Here is a 17,897-nt window from a genome sequence, read left to right on the forward strand (position 1 = left end):
CTGTGCCGTAAAGAAAAAAGTGGTGGAAGGATCACGCCGCGCCAGGACCCGAGCTCCCCTGACCAGGCCGGAATCACGCCGCGTCAAGACCCGAACTTCCCTGGCTGAGGCCGGAATCACGCCGCACTAGGCCCTGAACTCCCCTGGCTGGCGTGCCAGAGGCGGCGGGTGGGCGGCGCGACCACCGGCCCCAGGTCCGCGTACGGGGACAGGCGGAAGCCGTTGGCGTACTCGATGCGGCGCCCGCCGACCCCGCCCGCATCCTCGGGCGCCTGGTCGAGCAGCGCCCTGACCGCCTCGATCCCGCTCGATCGCCACAAGGCGTCGAGGTCGACCAGGTTCCAGCAGTCCACCGCGCGCATCGAGATCGCCCGCGTCCCCGTACGCCGGACCACGCCCCGCGCCACCATCAGCCACGACCCGAACACCGTCGCCGCGCACCGCCCCTGCACCGACTCGAAGAACGTCAGGTCGATCGGCCCCGTCGAGTCGTCCAGCGTGGTGAAGATGACGCGCTGCCCCGAGCGTACGGCGGGCGTCTGGGTGGCCACCTTGACCCCGGCGACCAGCACCTCGGCCCCGTTGCGCAGGGTCAGCAGGTCCTTGGAGCGCACCACCCCGATCGCGTCGAGCAGTTCGTCGTGGAAGCTGATGACGTGGCGGCTGATGTCGATGCCCAGGATCTCCAGCTCGGCCTCCACCATCTCGCTCTCGGTCATCTCGGGCAGTTCGCCGGGTGCGATGTGCTCGGCGAAGCCCAGCGGGAGCTGCACCGCCGCTTCCTCGTGCCTGGGAACAAGACGAGCGGCGGGCGGGGTGTAGCGCTTGGACTTCGCGGCGGACGGCTTGACGCCCGATGTGGAGGCCCGTTCGAGGACGCCGACCTGGGCGATCAGGTCGCGGCGGGTCAGCCGCCCCGGCCGCCAGCGCGCTCCGCCCGGATGCAGGTCGTGCAGGTCGTCGAGGCCGCCCACCTGGACGATCCGCTCGATGACCGGCCGCGACGGGCGGGCGCGGTCCCAGAAGTCGGCGATCGAGGTGTACGGCTGACCGGCCACCATGCGCCCCACCTCCGCCTCGCTCACCCCCTTGATCGCGGAGAACGGCACGCGCAGCGCGTAGCCCTTCCCGATCTCCCCGACCCGGAAGTCGCCCGGCTCGATCCTGAGCCGCACCCGTGGGCCGAGGCGCTCCACCCGCCAGTCCTTGCCGGACCTGTTCACATCGAGCGGCAGGATCTCCACCCCGCACTGCCGCGCCTCGTCGATGATCACGCGTTGCGGGTACATGCCGGGCTCATGTGTGAGCACCCCGGCGAAGAACGCGGCCGCGTGGTGCCGCTTGAGCCAGGCCGACTGGTAGGTGGGCAGCGCGAACGCCGCCGCGTGCGCCTTGCAGAACCCGAATGCCCCGAACGCGTCGAGCACCTTCCACGCCTTGTCCACGGCCGCGTCGCCGAACCCGTTGGACCTGGCCAGCGGCACGAAGTGCTTGCGCACCCGCTCGCGCCCCTCCGGCGAGGCCAGCGTGCGCCGCAGCGACTCGGCGAAGGACAGGTCGCGGCCCGTCATCACCTCGATGATCTTGAGTACCTGCTCGTGGAAGACCACGACGCCGTGCGTCTCCTTCAGCGCGCCGCGCAGCCGCTCGTGCGGATAGTGCGGCTTGCGCCATCCATGTCTGGCCTCCAGGTAGGGGGTGACCATGTCGGAGTTCACCGGTCCCGGCCGGAACAGCGAGATGTCCACGATCAGGTCGTGCATCTTGCGCGGCTCCAGCTTGGCGACCAGCTCGCGCTGGCCGGGCGACTCGATCTGGAAGCAGCCGAGCGTACGGCTGGCGCAGATCATGTCGTAGGTGGCCTGGTCGTCGTGGGGTACGTACTCGACGCCGGGCTCCGAGCCGTGCTGCGTGTCGAGCTCGACCACGACGTCGTCCACCCGCTGGATCTCGCTCAGCGTGTAGGCCATCGCCGACTGCATCCGTACGCCCAGCACGTCGAGCTTGAGCAGCCCGGCCTCCTCCACGTCGTCCTTGTCGAACTGCGACATCGGGAACTCCAGCAGGCTCCGCTCCACCGGCGTCCTGTCCCGCAGCTCCGCGTTGCCGATGAGCACCCCGCACGGGTGCAGCGCGATGTGCCTGGGCAGCCCGTCGAGCCGCTCCGCCAGCCGGAACACCCGCTCCAGCCCGGCCTCGCCGAGCCGGCTGTCGCGCAGCTCGGGCAGGTCGTTCAGCGACGCGGTGATCTGCTTGGCCCTGATGTGCGGGAACGCCTTGGCGATCGCGTCGATCTCGTACGGCGGCAGCCCCATGGCCCCCGCCACGTCCCGGATCGCGCTGCGCGCCCGATAGGTCTCCATCATCGAGACGCAGGCCACCCGCGACTCGCCGTACCTGTCGAAGATGGCCTTGTAGCAGTCGAGCCGGCGCGCGGACTCCACGTCCACGTCGATGTCGGGCAGCCCGATGCGGCCGTCGGACAGGAAGCGCTCCATGAGCAGGCCGTGTTCGAGCGGGTTCACCTCGCCGATGCCGATGAGGTAGTTGACCAGGCTGCCCGCTCCCGAGCCGCGGATCGCGCAGCGGATGCCCATGCCGCGGATCATGTCGGTGATGCCAGCCACGGCTATGAAATATCCGGACAGACGTTTGCGCTCGATGACGTCCATCTCGGCCCGCAGGCGGTCCCTGGCGTCGGCGGAGCGATCCAGCCCGCGCGAGATCAGCCCGTCCTCGACGCGGTGGCGCAGCAGCGGCACCGGGTCGCGGCCGACCTCGGGCAGGTGCAGGTTCGGCGGGTCGTGCTTCAGCGCGAGCAGGTCCACCGGGTTGATCGCGCACGCCTCGGCCAGCGTGCGGGTGGCGTGCAGGAGACGGCCGATCCGGTCGGGGTCGGCCCCGCAGATCTTGGCCGCCACCTGCCACATCTCCTTGGTGCCCTTGAGGTAGGCGTGCGAGGTGGTGCGCTCCAGGTGGCGCGGGTGCAGCGGTACGAGCTGCCGCGCCGCGTCGAGCACATCGCCCACCTGGTGGTCGGCGGGGTCCAGGTATCTGACGGCATTGGTGAGCACGGCCGGCACGCCCCGGGACTCGGCCAGGGCGAGCATCCGGACGGCGGTGGTGGCGTCGCGGAAGCCGTACTGGTCGACCAGCTCGATCGCCACGCCCGGCACGGTGGCCAGCCACAGGTCGAGCAGCGCCCTGGCGTGCTCGTCACGCCGCTCGGCCACGGCGCGGCCCACGTCGGAACGCGGCCCGAGCAGCACCGTCAGCCCGCCCCCGGCCACGGAGGCGATCAGGTCGCGCGTCACCTCGGGCGCGCCGCGCTCGCCCGCGTAGTGGGCGGCCGTGACCAGGCGCACCAACGAGGACCAGCCGCCCGCCCTGGCCAGCACCGTGACCCGGTCCTGAGCCCCCGGCCCGGTCCTGGCCCGCCCCCGGCCGCCCGGCCCGGCGCCTCCGTGCACGCCTGGGCGCGCTATGGAACCCGCCAGCGCGAAGTTGACCCCGAACACCGAGGCGATCCGGGCCTCCGCGCACGCCTGGGCGTGCTTGATCGCGCCGTAGAGACCGTCGCGGTCGGTCAGCGCGAGGATGTCCATCCCGTCCTCGGCCGCCCGGCGTACCAGCGCCTGCGGAAAGGCGGTACCGTAGCGCATCGAGTAGGCGGAGCTCACGTTCAGGTGAGGGAACGGCGGCGCCATCAGTCCCACGCCCGCAGGAGCAGCCACCCGCCACTGGCGGTGTCGAACCGCAACTCGTAGGACCCGAGCTCGCGTCCCGGGCTGGCCTCCACCCGCCAGAACTGCCGCTCACCGGGATCGTTCTCGTCGATCTTCCACCACTCGCGGGCCACCACCCACTGGTCGAGGACCCGGCGGACGAGATAGAGGCGGTCGCGCCAGACGAACTGGGTCGGCTGCCCGTCCCGGGTCCACACCTCAATCGGATCGCCATAGAGTCTGCTCAAGATGCTTCTCCCCGCGGCTCTGGTGCCTATGCTGAGCCACCCGGGGGAAGGCGGGCGCTTATGTCTCGAACATATGTTCTTACGCCCCGAAACGCAAGTCACCTGCCTGCCGCACCAGAGGGTTGGCGTCGATCGAGTTGCGGATGCTGAAGACCACGCTGCCCGCCCGGTAGCGGTCGTCCGACCACTCCACCGGCCGGCCCTCGTGCGTGGTGGTGATGCGGCGCTGGCGAAGCAGCGGGCTGCCGCGCCGTACGCCCAGCAGACCGGCGTCCTGGACGCCCGCGGAGACGGCGTCGATGAGGTGCTCGCCGTAGGCGAAGACCAGCCCGATCGAGTCGTACAGCGCCTCGGTGACCGACTCGCAGCCGGGCGCGAGCCCTTCGACGGCGGCGGCCACCCATCCCGCGTACACCGTCCGCTCGACCAGGACGGGCTCGCCCTCCAGTGTGCGCAGCCGGAGCACGTCGAGCACCTCCTCGGTGCCGAGCCTGGCGGCCTCGGCGGGGCCGGCCGCCCGGCGCTTCTGGGCGATCACCTGGCCGCCGTAGCGGTAGCCGTTGGCGCGCGCCCACTGCGCGAAGCTGTGCAGCTCGGCGAAGCTCTGGCTGCGTACCTTGCCCAGCACGATGCGCCTGGCCCCCTGCCGGGAGCCGACGATCCCCTCGGCGACCAGCACCGCGACCGCCTGGCGTACGGTGCCGCGGGCGGCGCGGTAGCGCGCGGCCAGCTCCGCCTCCGTGGGCAGCTGCGAGCCGATCGGATGTACGCCGGTGAGTATGTCGTCCCGCAGCTCATCGGCGATCCGTTCATAACGCGCAACCATCCGCGACCTTCCGCATTCATGAAAGAGCAATCTTCATGGGACTTACTTGTGCTGGCTTGTTTGTACAAGTTCCCATAAATTCTTTCCACACCCCCCCGGAGAGTGGAGCCGACGTGTTCACACCTCGTACCCGCGCGGCAGGCGTCATCGCAGCCCTTACCGTAGCCACGGCGGCGTGTGGCGCCGCCCCTGGCACACAGGAGACCAAGGCGTCAGAGGGCGGGGTGAACGCGAAGACCGCCACCTCCGCCGCAGATTTCGGTGGTCTGGACAAACTCGTCGAGGCGGCGAAGAAGGAGGGCAACCTCCACGTCATCGCGCTGCCGCCCGACTGGGCCAACTACGGCGAGATCATCAAGGGATTCACCGCCAAGTACGGGATCAAGATCGAGAGCGAGGACCCCGACGCGGCCAGCGCCGACGAGATCACCGCGGTGAAGACCCGCAAGGGCCAGGACCGCGCGCCCGACGTGCTCGACCTCGGCCAGTCGTTCGCGATCAGCGGCGCCAAGGAGGGCCTGTTCGCGCCCTACAAGGTGCAGGCGTTCGACAAGATCCCCGAAGGGCAGAAGGAGCCGACCGGGCTCTGGACCAACGACTACGGCGGCTACGTGTCGATCGGCTGCGACGCCAAGAAGATCAGCGCCTGCCCGACGAGCTTCGCCGACCTGCTCAAGCCCGAGTACAAGGGCAAGGTCGCGATGAACGGCAACCCGACCAAGTCCGGCTCGGCCTTCGCCGGCGTCTACGCCGCGTCGATCGCCAACGGCGGCTCGTTCGACGACATCCAGCCGGGCCTGGAGTTCTTCAAGAAGCTGAAGGCGGCCGGCAACTACAACCCGGTCGAGACCACCCCGGCGACGATCGAGAAGGGCGAGACCCAGATCAGCATCGACTGGGACTACAACAACGCCGCCTACGCGCCCGAGATGTCCGCCAAGGGCCTCGACTGGAAGGTGAACGTCCCCTCGGACGGCAAGTACTTCCAGATGTACGCCCAGGCCGTCAACAAGGACGCGCCCCACCCGGCCGCCGCCCGCCTCTGGCAGGAATACCTCTACAGCGCCGAGGGCCAGAACCTCTACCTCAAGGGCTTCGCCAGGCCGGTGCTCCTGCCGTCCATGACCACCGACGGCTCGGTCGACAAGGCCGCCGCCGACGCGCTGCCCAAGGTCGAGGGCACGCCCACGTTCCCCACCCCCGAGCAGGTGGACGCGGCCAAGGCCAAGCTGGCCGGCGGCTGGGACGCCGCTGTCTCGGGATGACCCGCGCCAAGGGGTGGCTCGGCGCGCTGCCCCTGCTGGTCTTCTTCGCGCTGGTCTTCGGCATCCCCGCCATCGCGCTGGTGGCGGGGGCGTTCACCGCGAACGGCCGGCCGAGCCTGGCCAACATCGGCCAGAGCCTCCAGGGCGGCTACCTCACCGCGATGGCCGGCAGTGTCCAGCTCTCGGCCGTGGTGGCGCTGGCCGGGGCCGTGCTCGGCACGTTCCTCGCCCAGGCCGTGGTGACCTCCCGGTTCGCCCTGCTGCGCGAGGCGGTGCTGACGGCCTCCGGCGTGCTGGCCAACTTCGGCGGCGTGCCGCTGGCCTTCTTCTGGATCGCCACCCTCGGCAACTCCGGCGTGATCAGCGGGCTGCTCGGGCTGCCGTCCGGCGCGCTGTACACCTTCTGGGGGCTGGTGATCGTCTACCTGTACTTCGCGATCCCGCTGATGGTGCTGGTCATGGCGCCCGCGCTGGACGGGCTGCGGCCGCAGTGGCGGGAGGCGGCGGCCAACAACGGCGCGACGGCCTGGCAGTTCTGGCGCTTCGTCGGGCTGCCGGTGCTCACGCCGGCCATGCTCGGCGGGGTGGTGCTGCTGTTCGGCAGCGCGTTCGCGGCCTTCGCGACGGCCAACGCCATGGTCGGGACCGTGGTGCCGCTGGTGACCCTGAAGATCGCCAGCGCGCTCACGGGTGACGTGCTGATCGGCTACGAGAACATCGCGCTCGCGCTCAGCCTCGACATGATCGTGGTGGCCGGGCTGGTCATGGCGATCTACCTGCCGCTGCAGAAGAGGAGCACCCGATGGCTGCGCTGACCGGGCTGGAGCCGGTGACCGCTCCGCCGCGCGCGCCCTCCCGGCCCAGGTTGTGGCGCGGGGCGGTGTTCCTGCTGGCCGCCGCTTACTTCCTGATTCCGCTCGGGGCCTCGCTCTGGTACACGATCTACACGCCCACGACCGGGGTGTCGTTCGCGGCCTACGGGGAGCTGCTGACGGCCGAGGGCTTCGGGTCGTCGCTGCTGCTGTCCATGTCGCTGGCCGTCGCGACGATCGTGCTGGCCCTGCTGCTCACGCTGCCGGCGATGCTGGCCGTACGGCTCAGCGCGCCGCGGCTGCGTCCGGTGATGGAGGTGCTCTGCACGCTGCCGCTGGTGGTGCCGCCGATCACGTTCGTGGCGGGGCTCACCACGTCGCTGCGCACCGGCACGGACGTGCTCGCCCCGACGCCGTTCTGGGCCACGCTGATCGCGGTGCAGAACCCGGCGTTCCCCGTCGTGCTCGTGCTCGCGTACGTGGTGCTCGTGCTGCCCTTCGTCTACCGCTCGCTCGACGCCGGGCTGCGCACCATGGACGTGCGCACGCTCGTCGAGGCGGCCCGCAACCTGGGCGCGTCGTGGCCGCATGTGCTGTTCCGAGTGATCATCCCGAACCTGCGCTCGGCCCTGGCCAGCGCGTCGTTCCTGACGCTCGCCCTGGTGCTGGGCGAGTTCACCGTGGCCAGGCTGCTGGGCTACCAGCCGTTCGCGGTGTGGATCGTGACGATCTCCGGGTCCAAGGGCCAGGTGTCGGTCGCGGTGTCCATCCTCAGCCTGCTGCTCATCTGGCTGCTGCTGCTCGCGGTGTCCACCGCGTTCTCGGGAAAGGAGCGGAAATGACGGCTCAGGTGGAGTTCCGGGGGCTGCGGCGGGTGTTCGGCAAGACGGTGGCGCTGGACGGCTTCGACCTGACGATCGCGCCGGGCGAGTTCGTCGCGCTGCTGGGGCCCTCCGGCTGCGGCAAGACGACGGCGCTGCGGTGCGTGGCCGGGTTCGAACGGCCCGACTCCGGCGCCGTGCTCATCGACGGCTCGGACATCACCGACGTGCCCGCCAACAAGCGCGACGCGGGCATGGTCTTCCAGTCCTACTCGCTCTTCCCCAACCTCAACGCCCGCGACAACGTCGCCTTCGGCCTGCGCGTACGCAAGGTGCCCGTGGCCACCAGGCGCGCCAAGGCGGACGAACTCCTCGAACTCATCGGCCTCCCCGCCCACGCCGACCGCTTCCCGCACCAACTCTCCGGCGGCCAGCAGCAGCGCGTCGCCCTGGCCCGCGCGCTGGCGCTGGAGCCGCGGGTGCTGCTGCTCGACGAGCCGCTGTCGGCACTCGACGCCAAGGTACGGGTCTCGCTGCGCGAGGAGATCCGCCGCCTCCAGCTCGACCTCGGCATCACCACCATCTTCGTCACCCACGACCAGGAGGAGGCGCTGTCGATCGCCGACCGGGTCGCGGTCCTGCGCAACGGCCGCCTGGAACAGTGCGGGCCGCCCGCCGAGGTCTACGACCGCCCGGCCACCCCGTTCGTGGCCGAGTTCGTCGGCACCATGAACCACCTGGCCGGGCACATCTCGGGCGACCAGGTGACGGTGCTGGGCCAGCTGCTGCCGGTGGACGGCGAACCCCCCGGCACCCTGGAGGTGGACGTACTGATCCGTCCCGAGGCCGTACGGGTGACCCCCGCTCCGGAGGGCACGGCGGAGGTGCTCGCCGCCTCCTTCCGCGGCGCCTCGGTCCGGCTCCGGGTGGCGCTGTCGGGGGGTGAGGTGCTGGCCGACGTACCGGGCCACGAGGCGCTGAGCCTGGCACCCGGCACCCGGGTGACGGTCCGCCTGGTGGAGCGCCCCGTACTGGTGGCCGAGAGAACGGTCACGGTCCCCTCCCCCGCCTCGGAACCAGCCGATGCCATCTGAGCCGCCGTCACCGGAGGCGCCGACTTCAGGGGCACCGCCATCGAGAGAGGCGCTGCAGGCCGTCCTGTTCGACATGGACGGCACGCTGGTGGACACCGAGGGGCTGTGGTGGCAGGCCACGGCCGCGGTGGCCCAGACTCTCGGCATCGAACTGGGCCCCGCCGACACTCCCCAGGTCCTTGGCCGCACCGCCGAGGACGTGGCGGCCCACCTGCTCACCGCCGCCACCCCGCGTCCTGACTCGGCGGAGATCACCCAGCGCCTCACCGACGCCTTCGCCGCGCGCGTTGGCGGCGGCGTGGCGGTGATCCCCGGCGCCTTGGCCCTCCTCGCCGAACTCCATGCGAAGGCCATCCCCACCGCCCTGGTCAGCGCCTCTCCCCGAAGCATCGTCGACCTCGTCCTTCCCCGCCTCGACCACCACTTCGACCTGGTGATGGCCTTCGAGGACACGCCACGCGGCAAACCCCACCCGGACCCGTACCTGGAGGCAGCCAGGCGGCTCGGCGTGGAGCCTCGTCGCTGCGTCGCGATCGAGGACAGCCCACCCGGCATCGCCGCCGCCACGGCCGCCGGCTGCCGCGTCATGACGGTCGACTCCCGGCGAGGGCTTCCAGGATTGCGAGCAGTATGCGATTTCAGGCCTTGATACGGGGAAGAGCTTCACAAGAGGGTGGGAAAATGTAGGCTTGCTGCAGGTTCCGGCTAGGGGGCGTCATGCTGTTGCGGTTCAGGGTGGCCAATCATCGGTCCATCCGTGACGAGCAGACGCTGTCCCTCGTCTCGGTGCCACGTCGTGGTGAGCGGCCGAAGGAGTTGTCGACCGTCCGGGTGGCGGGGATCTATGGGGCGAACGCCTCAGGGAAATCGAACGTCCTGTCCGCCTTGAAGTGGATGCAGTTCGCCATCTCCGACTCCCACCAGTTGTGGAGCCCGTCCAAGGGCGTGCCTCGCGATCCCTTCAGGCTCCCCAGCGGGGAGTCGAGCTCTCCCTCCTTCTGCGAGCTGGACTTTCTGCACGACGGAATCCGATACTCGTACGGCTTCGAGGTCGACGACAGGCGGATCCTTGGCGAATGGCTGAACACCTTTCCCAAGGGGAGAACGAAGAAGCTGTTCGACCGCACGGGCCCGACGAGCATCACGTTCGGCCGCAGCCTTGTCGGTGAGACCCAGAGGATTCTAAAGCTGACTCGCCCGAACTCTCTCTATCTCTCCGCTGCGGCGGCCAACAACCACCCTCTGCTGACCACCCTGTATAACCGCATCAGAGACAGCATCTTTTTCGCGCAGCACGGCGATCACGATGAAAGGTCACGGCTCTTTCTGGTCAAAGAGCTGCTGAACGATGAATCCGTGGCGTCCATCATCAACCGCCTGGTCAGGATCGCGGACCTCGGAGTCGAAGCAGCCGAGATCTTCAATGCAGTTCCGACACGAGAAGAGATCCTCAGGCAAATGGCCGACCTCGGGCAGGGAGCGACCGGCAGCAGTTCCGGCAGCAGTTCGCGAACGGACATCCGGCTCCGCCGGACATCTGGGGCCGTGCTGGAGCTGAGCGAAGAGAGCGCCGGCACCCGGGTCTGGCTATCGCTTCTCGGGCATTCTCTCGCAGCGATCGCGTCAGGCGGGACGCTGGTGGCGGATGAGATCGACTCTCACCTCCACCCGCTACTGAGTTCCACGCTCATCCGCATTTTTAAAGATCCGGTGATCAACAAGATGGGAGCGCAACTTGTCTTCGCCTCGCATGACACCACGCTCCTCGGCTCAATGTTGGAAGAAGAGGTCATCGACAGGGACGAGGTCTGGTTCACCGAGAAGGACTCCTCTGGCGCGACCAGCCTCTACTCTCTAGCGGAATTCCACCCTCGGCGCGACGAGAACATCGAGCGGGGTTATTTGCAGGGCCGCTACGGAGCTGTGCCCTACATCAACTTCGACAGCATCCGGGAGGTCTTCACGAAGGGACCAGACGAGACGCTATGAGTCCCAGGCGTAGCCCCCCGCGCCTTGACCGCCCCACCGGCCGACGATCACCGAAAAAGCGCGTGCTCGTTGTCTGCGAGGGCCAGGTCACCGAGGTCGAGTACTTCGAAGGGATCCGCGACTATTTCCGCTCCCTCCCCGTCGACATCCGCAGTTGCAAGGTGATCGGGCTGGGTCGCGATCCAGGCTCCCTTGTCGACTACACGATCCGCGAACGCGACAAGAAGGAGAAGGAAGCCCGCGCCCAGCGGGATGCCAACATCGCCTACGACGAAGTCTGGTGCGTTGTGGACGTCGACGACCACAAGACGCTCGACCAGGCTCTGATCGCGGCGCGCAAAGGAGGGGTCAACCTGGCGATCTCCCTCCCGTGCTTCGAGCTGTGGGTCCTCTATCACTTCGAGGAGTGCGCCGCCGCCTGCGACCCCGAGTCGATCAGGCGGAAGCTCAGGAAACACATCAAGGACTATGACAAACATCTCGGCCGCGCGTTCCCGTTCGCGAACCATGAAGTCGCGCGTGATCGCGCACAGCGCGCCGATCCCGATCATTGCGCGCCCAACCGCAAGGGACGTAACCCGTCTACCAATGCCTGGCTGATAGTCGAGGTCATCCGCCAATCAGGTAGAAGTCGGTAAGCTTGCCCGCCGTGAGCGGTGAATCCCCCCAGATCGGGCGCTACAGGTTGCTGAGCGTGCTGGGCCGAGGCGGGATGGGTACTGTCCACCTTGCCGAGGATCCCGCTGGGCAGCGGGTCGCCATCAAGGTGATCAACCCGGAGCTCAGCCAGCACGAGCAGTTCCGGATGCGGTTCCGGCGGGAGGCCGATGCCGCGCAGCGGGTGCGCAGGTTCTGTACGGCCGCGGTGCTCGAGGCGGCGCTCGACGGTGATCAGCTCTACGTCGTCACCGAGTACGTGCCGGGGCCCAATCTGGAGGAGGCCGTCCGGCAGTCGGGGCCGCTCAAGGGGTCCAGTCTCGACGCGCTGGCGGTCAGCGTGGCCACCGCGCTCACCGCGATCCATGGGGCGGGGGTCGTGCACCGCGATCTCAAGCCGTCGAACGTGCTGCTGTCCCCGGTCGGGCCGCGGGTGATCGACTTCGGCATCGCGCGGGCGCTCGACACGCTGGGCGGGGTCACCGGGACCGGCGAGCTCATCGGCACGCCCCGGTACATGGCGCCCGAGGTGCTGCGTGGTGAGCCGGTCTCGCCCGCGTGCGACGTGTTCTCGTGGGGCTCGCTGATCGTGTACGCGGCGAGCGGGAAGGCGGCGTTCGGCGGCGACACGCTGCCCGCGACCGTCTACCAGGTGCTCAACACCGAGCCGGTGCTCGACGCGGTCGAGCCGGGGTTGCGGGAGCTGGTCAGGGCGGCGCTGCGCAAGGATCCGGCCGCGCGGCCGACCGCGCAGCAGTTGCTCGACCATCTCGTGGGGCGTTCGGTCGCCCCGGAGCAGACCGTCCAGGCCGTCCAGGGAGTACGGCCTGAGCAGGCCGCCCAGACCGCTCAGGTGGCCTGGCAGCACGGGACCGCGGCGTTCACCGCGGAGCAGGAGCGGCCGGTCGGAAAGCGCCGGAGCAGCCGGGTCGTGGTCGGGGGGATCGCCGCGGCCGTGGCGGTGCTGGTCGCCGGGGGTGTCACCGCCTGGGCGACGCTCCGGGACAGTGGGCCGCCGCAGCTCTCCGTCCTCTACCGGGAGGACTTCACGCAGACCGGTGGCGGCTGGGACGGCACCTACGATCCGACCGACGAGTACAGCTACGGCTACCGCACCGACGGCATGTACGGGCTGGACGTGGCCGACGACGACGAAGAGCACCTGGTGAAGGCCCCGGCGCCCTTCCTGATCGCCACGCCCACCCCGGCGCCCAGCCCGTCGGCCACGCCCACGCCGATGCTGCCCCACACGGTGGTGGTCGGCGTGACGGCCCAGGTGAAGCGGTCCGTGGGCACCGGCGAGTACGGCGTCTTCTGCCACAACAGCGCCGACGGCACGTACTACGAGTTCGCCCTGAACACCTCCGGCATGGCCCGCATCCGGCGCATCTCCGACGGCTCGGGCGGCACGCTGGCCCAGCCGGTCCAGGTGGACGGGCTGCAGAAGGACAGGAAGGCCAGGATCGAGGCCTCCTGCGAGCAGGACGGCGGCGCCGTGCGGTTGACCATGTGGGTGAACGGCGAGAAAGTCCACCAGGTCGACGACCCCAACGGCATCGGCAACGGCTATGTGGGCCTGTTCGCGCGCACGTCCAAGGACGCGACGTCGGTGCTCAAGACCACCTTCGACGACTTCGAGCTACGTGGGAGAAAGGAACCCTGACCACACATGCTGATCGAGATCTCTGACGGCGCTCCGTACGGCATCGCCACCGGCCCTGACGGCGCGCTCTGGTTCACGCTCGTGCACCAGGGCCGGGTCGGCAGGCTGGTGCCGGGTGCGGAACCCGCGATCCACCAGCTCGACCCGGCGGACGGCGGGCCGACGGTCATCGTGCCGGGAGCCGACGGGGCGATGTGGTTCACCGAGTTCCAGGGCGGCCGGGTGGGGCGGATCACCGGGTCGGGTCAGGTGACGTCGTTCGAGGCGGAGGGCGCCTACGGGATCGCCGCCGGACCGGACGGGGCCATGTGGTTCACGCGGATGCAGGCCGACAAGATCGGGCGGATCGCGGCGGACGGGGCGCGGACCGAGTTCGAGATCCCGGTGATGGGCGGCATGCCCGCGGCCATCACCGCCGGGCCGGACGACGCCCTCTGGTTCGCCCTCAATCAGGGCAACGCCATCGGCCGCATCGCGCTGTCGGGCGCGGTGACGATCCACGAGCTGCCGACGGAGGGGGCCGCGCCGGTGGGCATCACCGCGGGTCCCGATGGGGCGCTGTGGTTCGTGGAGATCGGCGCGGGCCAGATCGGCCGCGTGGACCTTTCCGGAAAAATTACTGAATATCCGTTGCCGGATCGGGCCTGCCGGCCGCACGCCATCATCGCCGGGGCGGACGGCGCCCTCTGGTTCACCGAGTGGGCCGCCGACCGCGTGGGCCGCATCACGACCGAGGGCGACCTCAAGGAGTACGAGCTGCCCTCGCGCGGCGTCCAGGCCGAGCCGCACGGGCTCACGGTGGGCCCCGACGGCGCGATCTGGGTCGCGCTGGAGGCGGGCGCACTGGCCAAGATCGAGTGAAACACCCAAGGTTCTGTCGGAAGGTGGAATCGAGGGTGCGGACAAGAGGTTGACTAGGGGCATGCGTGCCATAGTCATCACCGCCCAGGGCGGCCCAGAGGTCCTCGAGTACGTAGAGCGTCCCGACCCGGAGCCAGGTGACGGGGAGATCGTGGTCGACGTCGCGGCCAGCGGCGTCAACTTCATCGACATCTACCACCGGTCCGGGGCGTACCCGCTCAATCTGCCCAGCTCGATCGGGTCGGAGGGGGCGGGTGTCGTCTCCGCCGTAGGCCCCGATGTGTCGGACGTGTCCGTCGGCGACACCGTGGCCTGGGCCAGCGTGCTCGGCAGTTACGCCGAGAAGGCCGTGGTCCCGGCCGACCGGGTGGTGCCCGTGCCCGCCGGCGTGCCGGCCGAGGTGGCCGCCGCGGCGATGCTGCAGGGCATGACGGCCCACTACCTCACGCACTCCACGTACGAGGTGAAGCCGGGCGACAGCGTCCTCGTACACGCGGGCGCCGGGGGCATGGGCCAGCTGCTCATCCAGCTCGCCAAGCTCAGGGGCGCGACCGTGCACACCACCGTCTCCAGCGAGGAGAAGGAGAAGGTGGCCCGCGCGGCCGGGGCCGACGAGGTGCTGCGCTACGACGACTTCGTCGACGTGCTGCGCAATCAGGTGGACGTGGTCTACGACGGTGTCGGGGCGGCCACGTTCGACGGCGGGCTGGCGGCGCTGCGTCCGCGCGGGCTCATGGCGCTGTACGGGGCGGCCAGCGGGCCCGTGCCGCCGGTCGATCCGCAGCGGCTCAACAAGGAGGGCTCGCTCTTCCTGACCAGGCCGACGCTGGTCAACTACATCGCCGAGCGGGAGGAGCTGCTGTGGCGCGCCTCCGACCTGTTCGGGTGGATCGCCGCCGGGGAGCTGAAGATCAACATCTCGCACCGGTATCCGATGGCCGAGGCGGGCCGTGCGCACGAGGACCTCGCCGCCCGCCGTACGACGGGCAAGCTGATCCTGGTTCCCTAGGCCCCTTGCCGGGAGGCGGCGGTGCACGCACAGCCGCCTCCCGCCGCGCGAACGGCGTAAACTACGCTCCCGAACATGGACATAGCCCCCTCCATCTGGTCGTTCGCCGCAGTGGTCGCCCTCCTCACCATCACCCCGGGCCTCGACACGGCGCTCATCCTGCGTACGTCCCTGCTGTCCGGCAAGCGGCCGGCCTGGGGCGTCGTGCTGGGCATCCAGCTGGGCACCCTCACCTGGGGCCTGCTGACCGCGGTGGGCCTGTCCACGCTCCTGGCCGCCTCCCATCTGGCCTACGACATCCTGCGCTGGGCCGGCGCCGCGTACCTGGTCTGGATGGGCATCCGCATGCTCGTGACCAGGACGAAGGCGCAGGAGGGCACGCCGGAGACCGGCTTCGGCACCGCCTTCCGGCGCGGCCTGCTCACCAACCTGCTGAACCCCAAGGTCGGCGCCTTCTACGTGGCGATGCTGCCGCAGTTCATCCCGGCGGACGCCCCGCACGCGGCCATGGGCCTGCTCCTGGCGGGGGTCCACGTGGGCGAGGGCCTCCTGTGGAGTGGCGTGCTGGTCGGCTGCGCGGCCCTCATGAGCGGCGCTCTGCGTACCCCGGCCGTCAGACGGTTGCTGGACCGCGTGACAGGCGTCGTGATCGTCGCTTTCGGCATCCGTCTGGCGTTGGACAACTAGATCTAAGGCGGCAAATTCGTCGCAGCACGGACCTCTCCTCGGTCGAAGACACCCGAAGATCGTCCCAAGATAAGCGCCAGACTCGCGCCATCCCGATCGCCCGCAGCCTCTGAATGCTAACCCTTCAAAGCACATCCAGCGTCCAGGCAGTGAGCACGGGAGTTAAGACAAGGCCATTTACATCCCGCGCGAGGTCTCCAAAGACCTCACCAGCAAAAACAGCGCAACCGAATACCTTCAGAACGCCGTGTTGCCAGCATAGGAGCAGCAGAGCGATTCACATCGCCAGCAGGATTCCTGACACCACATCATACTCGAACTACTTAACCCAGGCCATCACGACCGCATTTCCGCACCCCACAGGCAAGGATCGCCAACACGCTCATCGAGCCCGACCTCTGCCGTTGCGCGCCCGAATATAGAAGGTTTGAAATCCAGCATGGCACGAGAATCGCCAATCGCCGAACACGGAGGATGTCTTACCGATTACAGATAAGATGCTTTACGATCTTCCGAGTTCATGTGGTGATCAGGCGTTCCTGTCGCCGATCTTTCGAAGGAATTGAGTGAAAACACTCACCCCCGGGCGAGAAAATTACCCAGCAGCCGACACCGCGCCTCGCTCTCCGCCGTACTGCTCATTACCTCCCTCATCGTCGCTCTCCCCGAGACCGCGACCGCCGCCCCTCCTCCCGCCCCTGGCCTCGTGGATGCCGCCAAGGCTGAGGCCAAGAAGCAGGGAAAACCGGTCGAGATCCCCAGCCTGCACACCGAGAGCATGACGACCATCGCCAATCCGGACGGCAAGACGGTCGGCACCTACGTTTACCAGTCTCCTGTGCGCTTCAAGAACGGCAGCGGAACCTGGCAAGCGATCGACACGACCCTCATCCGCGACGGCGCCACCGTTAGGCCGAAGGCGATCAAGGACGAGGTGCGACTGTCAGCCGGAGGCGACACCAACCTGCTGCGCGTCAAGACGGCAGACGGGTCCGCGCAGGTGGTGGCTGCGGCAAAGTTGCCCATCCCCACGCTGTCCGGCAACAGCGCGACCTACGCCGATGCCTACGGTGCGGGCATCGACCTAATGCTGCAGGTGACGGCCGTCGGCGTCCGGCAGAAGATCGTCATAAGACAGCGGCCCGCCGAGGCCGTGACCTTCCGCGTACCCGTCGATCCGGGCGCCGGCCTCAAATATCGTACGAAGTCTGGCTTGGCACAAGTGCTCGACGACGGCAAGAAGGTCGCCGACATCACCCCGGCTATGATGCTGGACGCGACCGCCACCGAGTCGATCGCCACTGGCAAGCTCAGCAGTGTCGACACCACACTCGACGGGGCCGACCTCGTATACAAGCCGGACGCCGAGTTCTTGGCCAACCCGGCGACGACCTATCCGGTCACATTACTAGCCAACCCGACCCCCTGGTACGGCGCCGGGTACCCGTCGGACACGTTCGTCAGCAACGACTCCCGATTCTCGGTGGGCGGCGCCCAGCAGTACATGGACGCGATCTACGCCGGCCGGTACAACTACGATGGGGAGAGTTCCTCGTACTACATCTACCGCTCATACCTGAAATACGACCTGAGCAACGCCCCCTGGTATGGCCGGCCAATCCTCAATGCCGACATACGGCCCTGGAACTACATCACCACCCACTGTGGCGGCGATGAGCAAACACCCAAGATGGTCGTCCGGCGCATCACCAGCGACTGGGCGTTGAACGCCACCAGCTCCGTCAACCTGCGCTGGGACCGACAGCCGTCCACCACGACCACCGGACAGGCAGTCAAGGGCGGTGGCGTGGGCCGCATTAGAAAGGCCGGCGGCACCTACGTCAACTGCTCGCAGCCCTCACAGGAGCTGTACTACAGCATCGAGGACATCGTCCGAGCCTGGGCTGGTGGCGCCACCAACTACGGCCTGCAGATCTCGGCCAACGCCGACACCGGCGGCACATCCAACTTCCGCGAATACCTCAGCAGCGAATGGGCCGGGATCGACGGCCGCGGCCCTGTGTTGTTCGTGGAGTACGACGCGCCGGCCGAGGATCTCACCGTTATCCGCGAATACCCAGGTGACCAGCCACTGCCGGAGGCGTCGTACGAAGACGACAAGCAATGGGCGAAGGAAAACCTCCACGACGGCGAAGAGCTTCCCGGCCGTTCCATTAACCCAGTGACGTGAACCGCTGACCAGGTGCCCCGGCCTCGGGGCGCCTGGTCTCACCAAGAGG

Annotated in this window: 15 protein-coding genes; 12 read left to right on the forward strand and 3 right to left on the reverse strand. The window is 68.8% G+C overall.

Annotation, left to right across the window (positions count from 1 at the left end; translation table 11 throughout):
* Nucleotides 1-116: 116 nt before the first annotated feature.
* From ACGFJ2_RS11565 to ACGFJ2_RS11575, 3 genes are all read right to left on the reverse strand, one after another.
* Nucleotides 117-3,707 carry a DNA polymerase III subunit alpha gene (locus ACGFJ2_RS11565; RefSeq protein ID WP_393468500.1) on the reverse strand — a complete coding sequence of 1,197 codons (3,591 nt, stop codon included), beginning with the start codon at nucleotides 3,705-3,707 and terminating at the stop codon, nucleotides 117-119.
* Complete coding sequence (locus tag ACGFJ2_RS11570; RefSeq protein WP_357953631.1) at nucleotides 3,707-3,973, reverse strand: DUF6504 family protein; 267 nt, start codon at nucleotides 3,971-3,973, stop codon at nucleotides 3,707-3,709. The genes ACGFJ2_RS11565 and ACGFJ2_RS11570 overlap by 1 nt, the downstream gene beginning before the upstream one ends.
* A gap of 79 nt (nucleotides 3,974-4,052) precedes the next feature.
* Entirely contained in the window at nucleotides 4,053-4,799 is a 747-nt protein-coding gene (locus ACGFJ2_RS11575; RefSeq protein ID WP_357953633.1) for a GntR family transcriptional regulator, read from the reverse strand.
* A 113-nt stretch (nucleotides 4,800-4,912) separates the two neighbouring features.
* On the opposite strand from ACGFJ2_RS11575, the gene ACGFJ2_RS11580 reads away from it, so the two are divergent.
* From ACGFJ2_RS11580 to ACGFJ2_RS11635, 12 genes are all read left to right on the forward strand, one after another.
* A complete protein-coding gene (locus tag ACGFJ2_RS11580) occupies nucleotides 4,913-6,064 on the forward strand; it encodes an ABC transporter substrate-binding protein (RefSeq protein ID WP_393467185.1) in 1,152 nt (383 codons plus the stop codon).
* Nucleotides 6,061-6,879 (forward strand): ABC transporter permease, encoded by an 819-nt coding sequence (locus tag ACGFJ2_RS11585; RefSeq protein WP_358183265.1) that lies wholly within the window; start codon nucleotides 6,061-6,063, stop codon nucleotides 6,877-6,879. Before ACGFJ2_RS11580 ends, ACGFJ2_RS11585 begins: the two co-directional genes overlap by 4 nt.
* The gene (locus tag ACGFJ2_RS11590) at nucleotides 6,867-7,718 is read left to right on the forward strand and encodes an ABC transporter permease subunit (RefSeq protein ID WP_357953641.1); all 852 of its coding nucleotides are present in this window, start codon (nucleotides 6,867-6,869) and stop codon (nucleotides 7,716-7,718) included. Before ACGFJ2_RS11585 ends, ACGFJ2_RS11590 begins: the two co-directional genes overlap by 13 nt.
* Nucleotides 7,715-8,791 (forward strand): ABC transporter ATP-binding protein, encoded by a 1,077-nt coding sequence (locus ACGFJ2_RS11595; RefSeq protein WP_393467189.1) that lies wholly within the window; start codon nucleotides 7,715-7,717, stop codon nucleotides 8,789-8,791. The genes ACGFJ2_RS11590 and ACGFJ2_RS11595 overlap by 4 nt, the downstream gene beginning before the upstream one ends.
* On the forward strand, nucleotides 8,781-9,440 hold the full coding sequence (locus ACGFJ2_RS11600) for an HAD family hydrolase (protein WP_393467192.1): 660 nt from the start codon (nucleotides 8,781-8,783) through the stop codon (nucleotides 9,438-9,440). The genes ACGFJ2_RS11595 and ACGFJ2_RS11600 overlap by 11 nt, the downstream gene beginning before the upstream one ends.
* A gap of 68 nt (nucleotides 9,441-9,508) precedes the next feature.
* The gene (locus ACGFJ2_RS11605; protein WP_393467195.1) at nucleotides 9,509-10,780 is read left to right on the forward strand and encodes an ATP/GTP-binding protein; all 1,272 of its coding nucleotides are present in this window, start codon (nucleotides 9,509-9,511) and stop codon (nucleotides 10,778-10,780) included.
* Nucleotides 10,781-10,842: 62 nt separating this feature from the next.
* Nucleotides 10,843-11,418, forward strand: coding sequence for an RloB family protein (locus ACGFJ2_RS11610; RefSeq protein ID WP_393467198.1), 576 nt, complete (start codon nucleotides 10,843-10,845; stop codon nucleotides 11,416-11,418).
* An 11-nt stretch (nucleotides 11,419-11,429) separates the two neighbouring features.
* Nucleotides 11,430-13,100 (forward strand): serine/threonine-protein kinase, encoded by a 1,671-nt coding sequence (locus ACGFJ2_RS11615; protein WP_357953651.1) that lies wholly within the window; start codon nucleotides 11,430-11,432, stop codon nucleotides 13,098-13,100.
* 6 nt (nucleotides 13,101-13,106) lie between these two features.
* Entirely contained in the window at nucleotides 13,107-13,961 is an 855-nt protein-coding gene (locus tag ACGFJ2_RS11620) for a virginiamycin B lyase (RefSeq protein WP_393467201.1), read from the forward strand.
* Between the two features lie 61 nt (nucleotides 13,962-14,022).
* Complete coding sequence (locus ACGFJ2_RS11625; RefSeq protein WP_393467204.1) at nucleotides 14,023-14,970, forward strand: quinone oxidoreductase family protein; 948 nt, start codon at nucleotides 14,023-14,025, stop codon at nucleotides 14,968-14,970.
* A gap of 75 nt (nucleotides 14,971-15,045) precedes the next feature.
* Nucleotides 15,046-15,657, forward strand: a complete 612-nt coding sequence (locus ACGFJ2_RS11630; RefSeq protein ID WP_393467207.1) for a LysE family translocator — start codon at nucleotides 15,046-15,048, stop codon at nucleotides 15,655-15,657.
* A gap of 706 nt (nucleotides 15,658-16,363) precedes the next feature.
* Nucleotides 16,364-17,848: a DNRLRE domain-containing protein gene (locus tag ACGFJ2_RS11635; protein ID WP_393467210.1), complete on the forward strand. Its 1,485-nt coding sequence runs from the start codon at nucleotides 16,364-16,366 to the stop codon at nucleotides 17,846-17,848.
* Nucleotides 17,849-17,897: the final 49 nt, after the last annotated feature.

This window comes from Nonomuraea sp. NPDC049028, from assembly GCF_043197735.1.
Taxonomy (GTDB): Bacteria; Actinomycetota; Actinomycetes; order Streptosporangiales; family Streptosporangiaceae; genus Nonomuraea.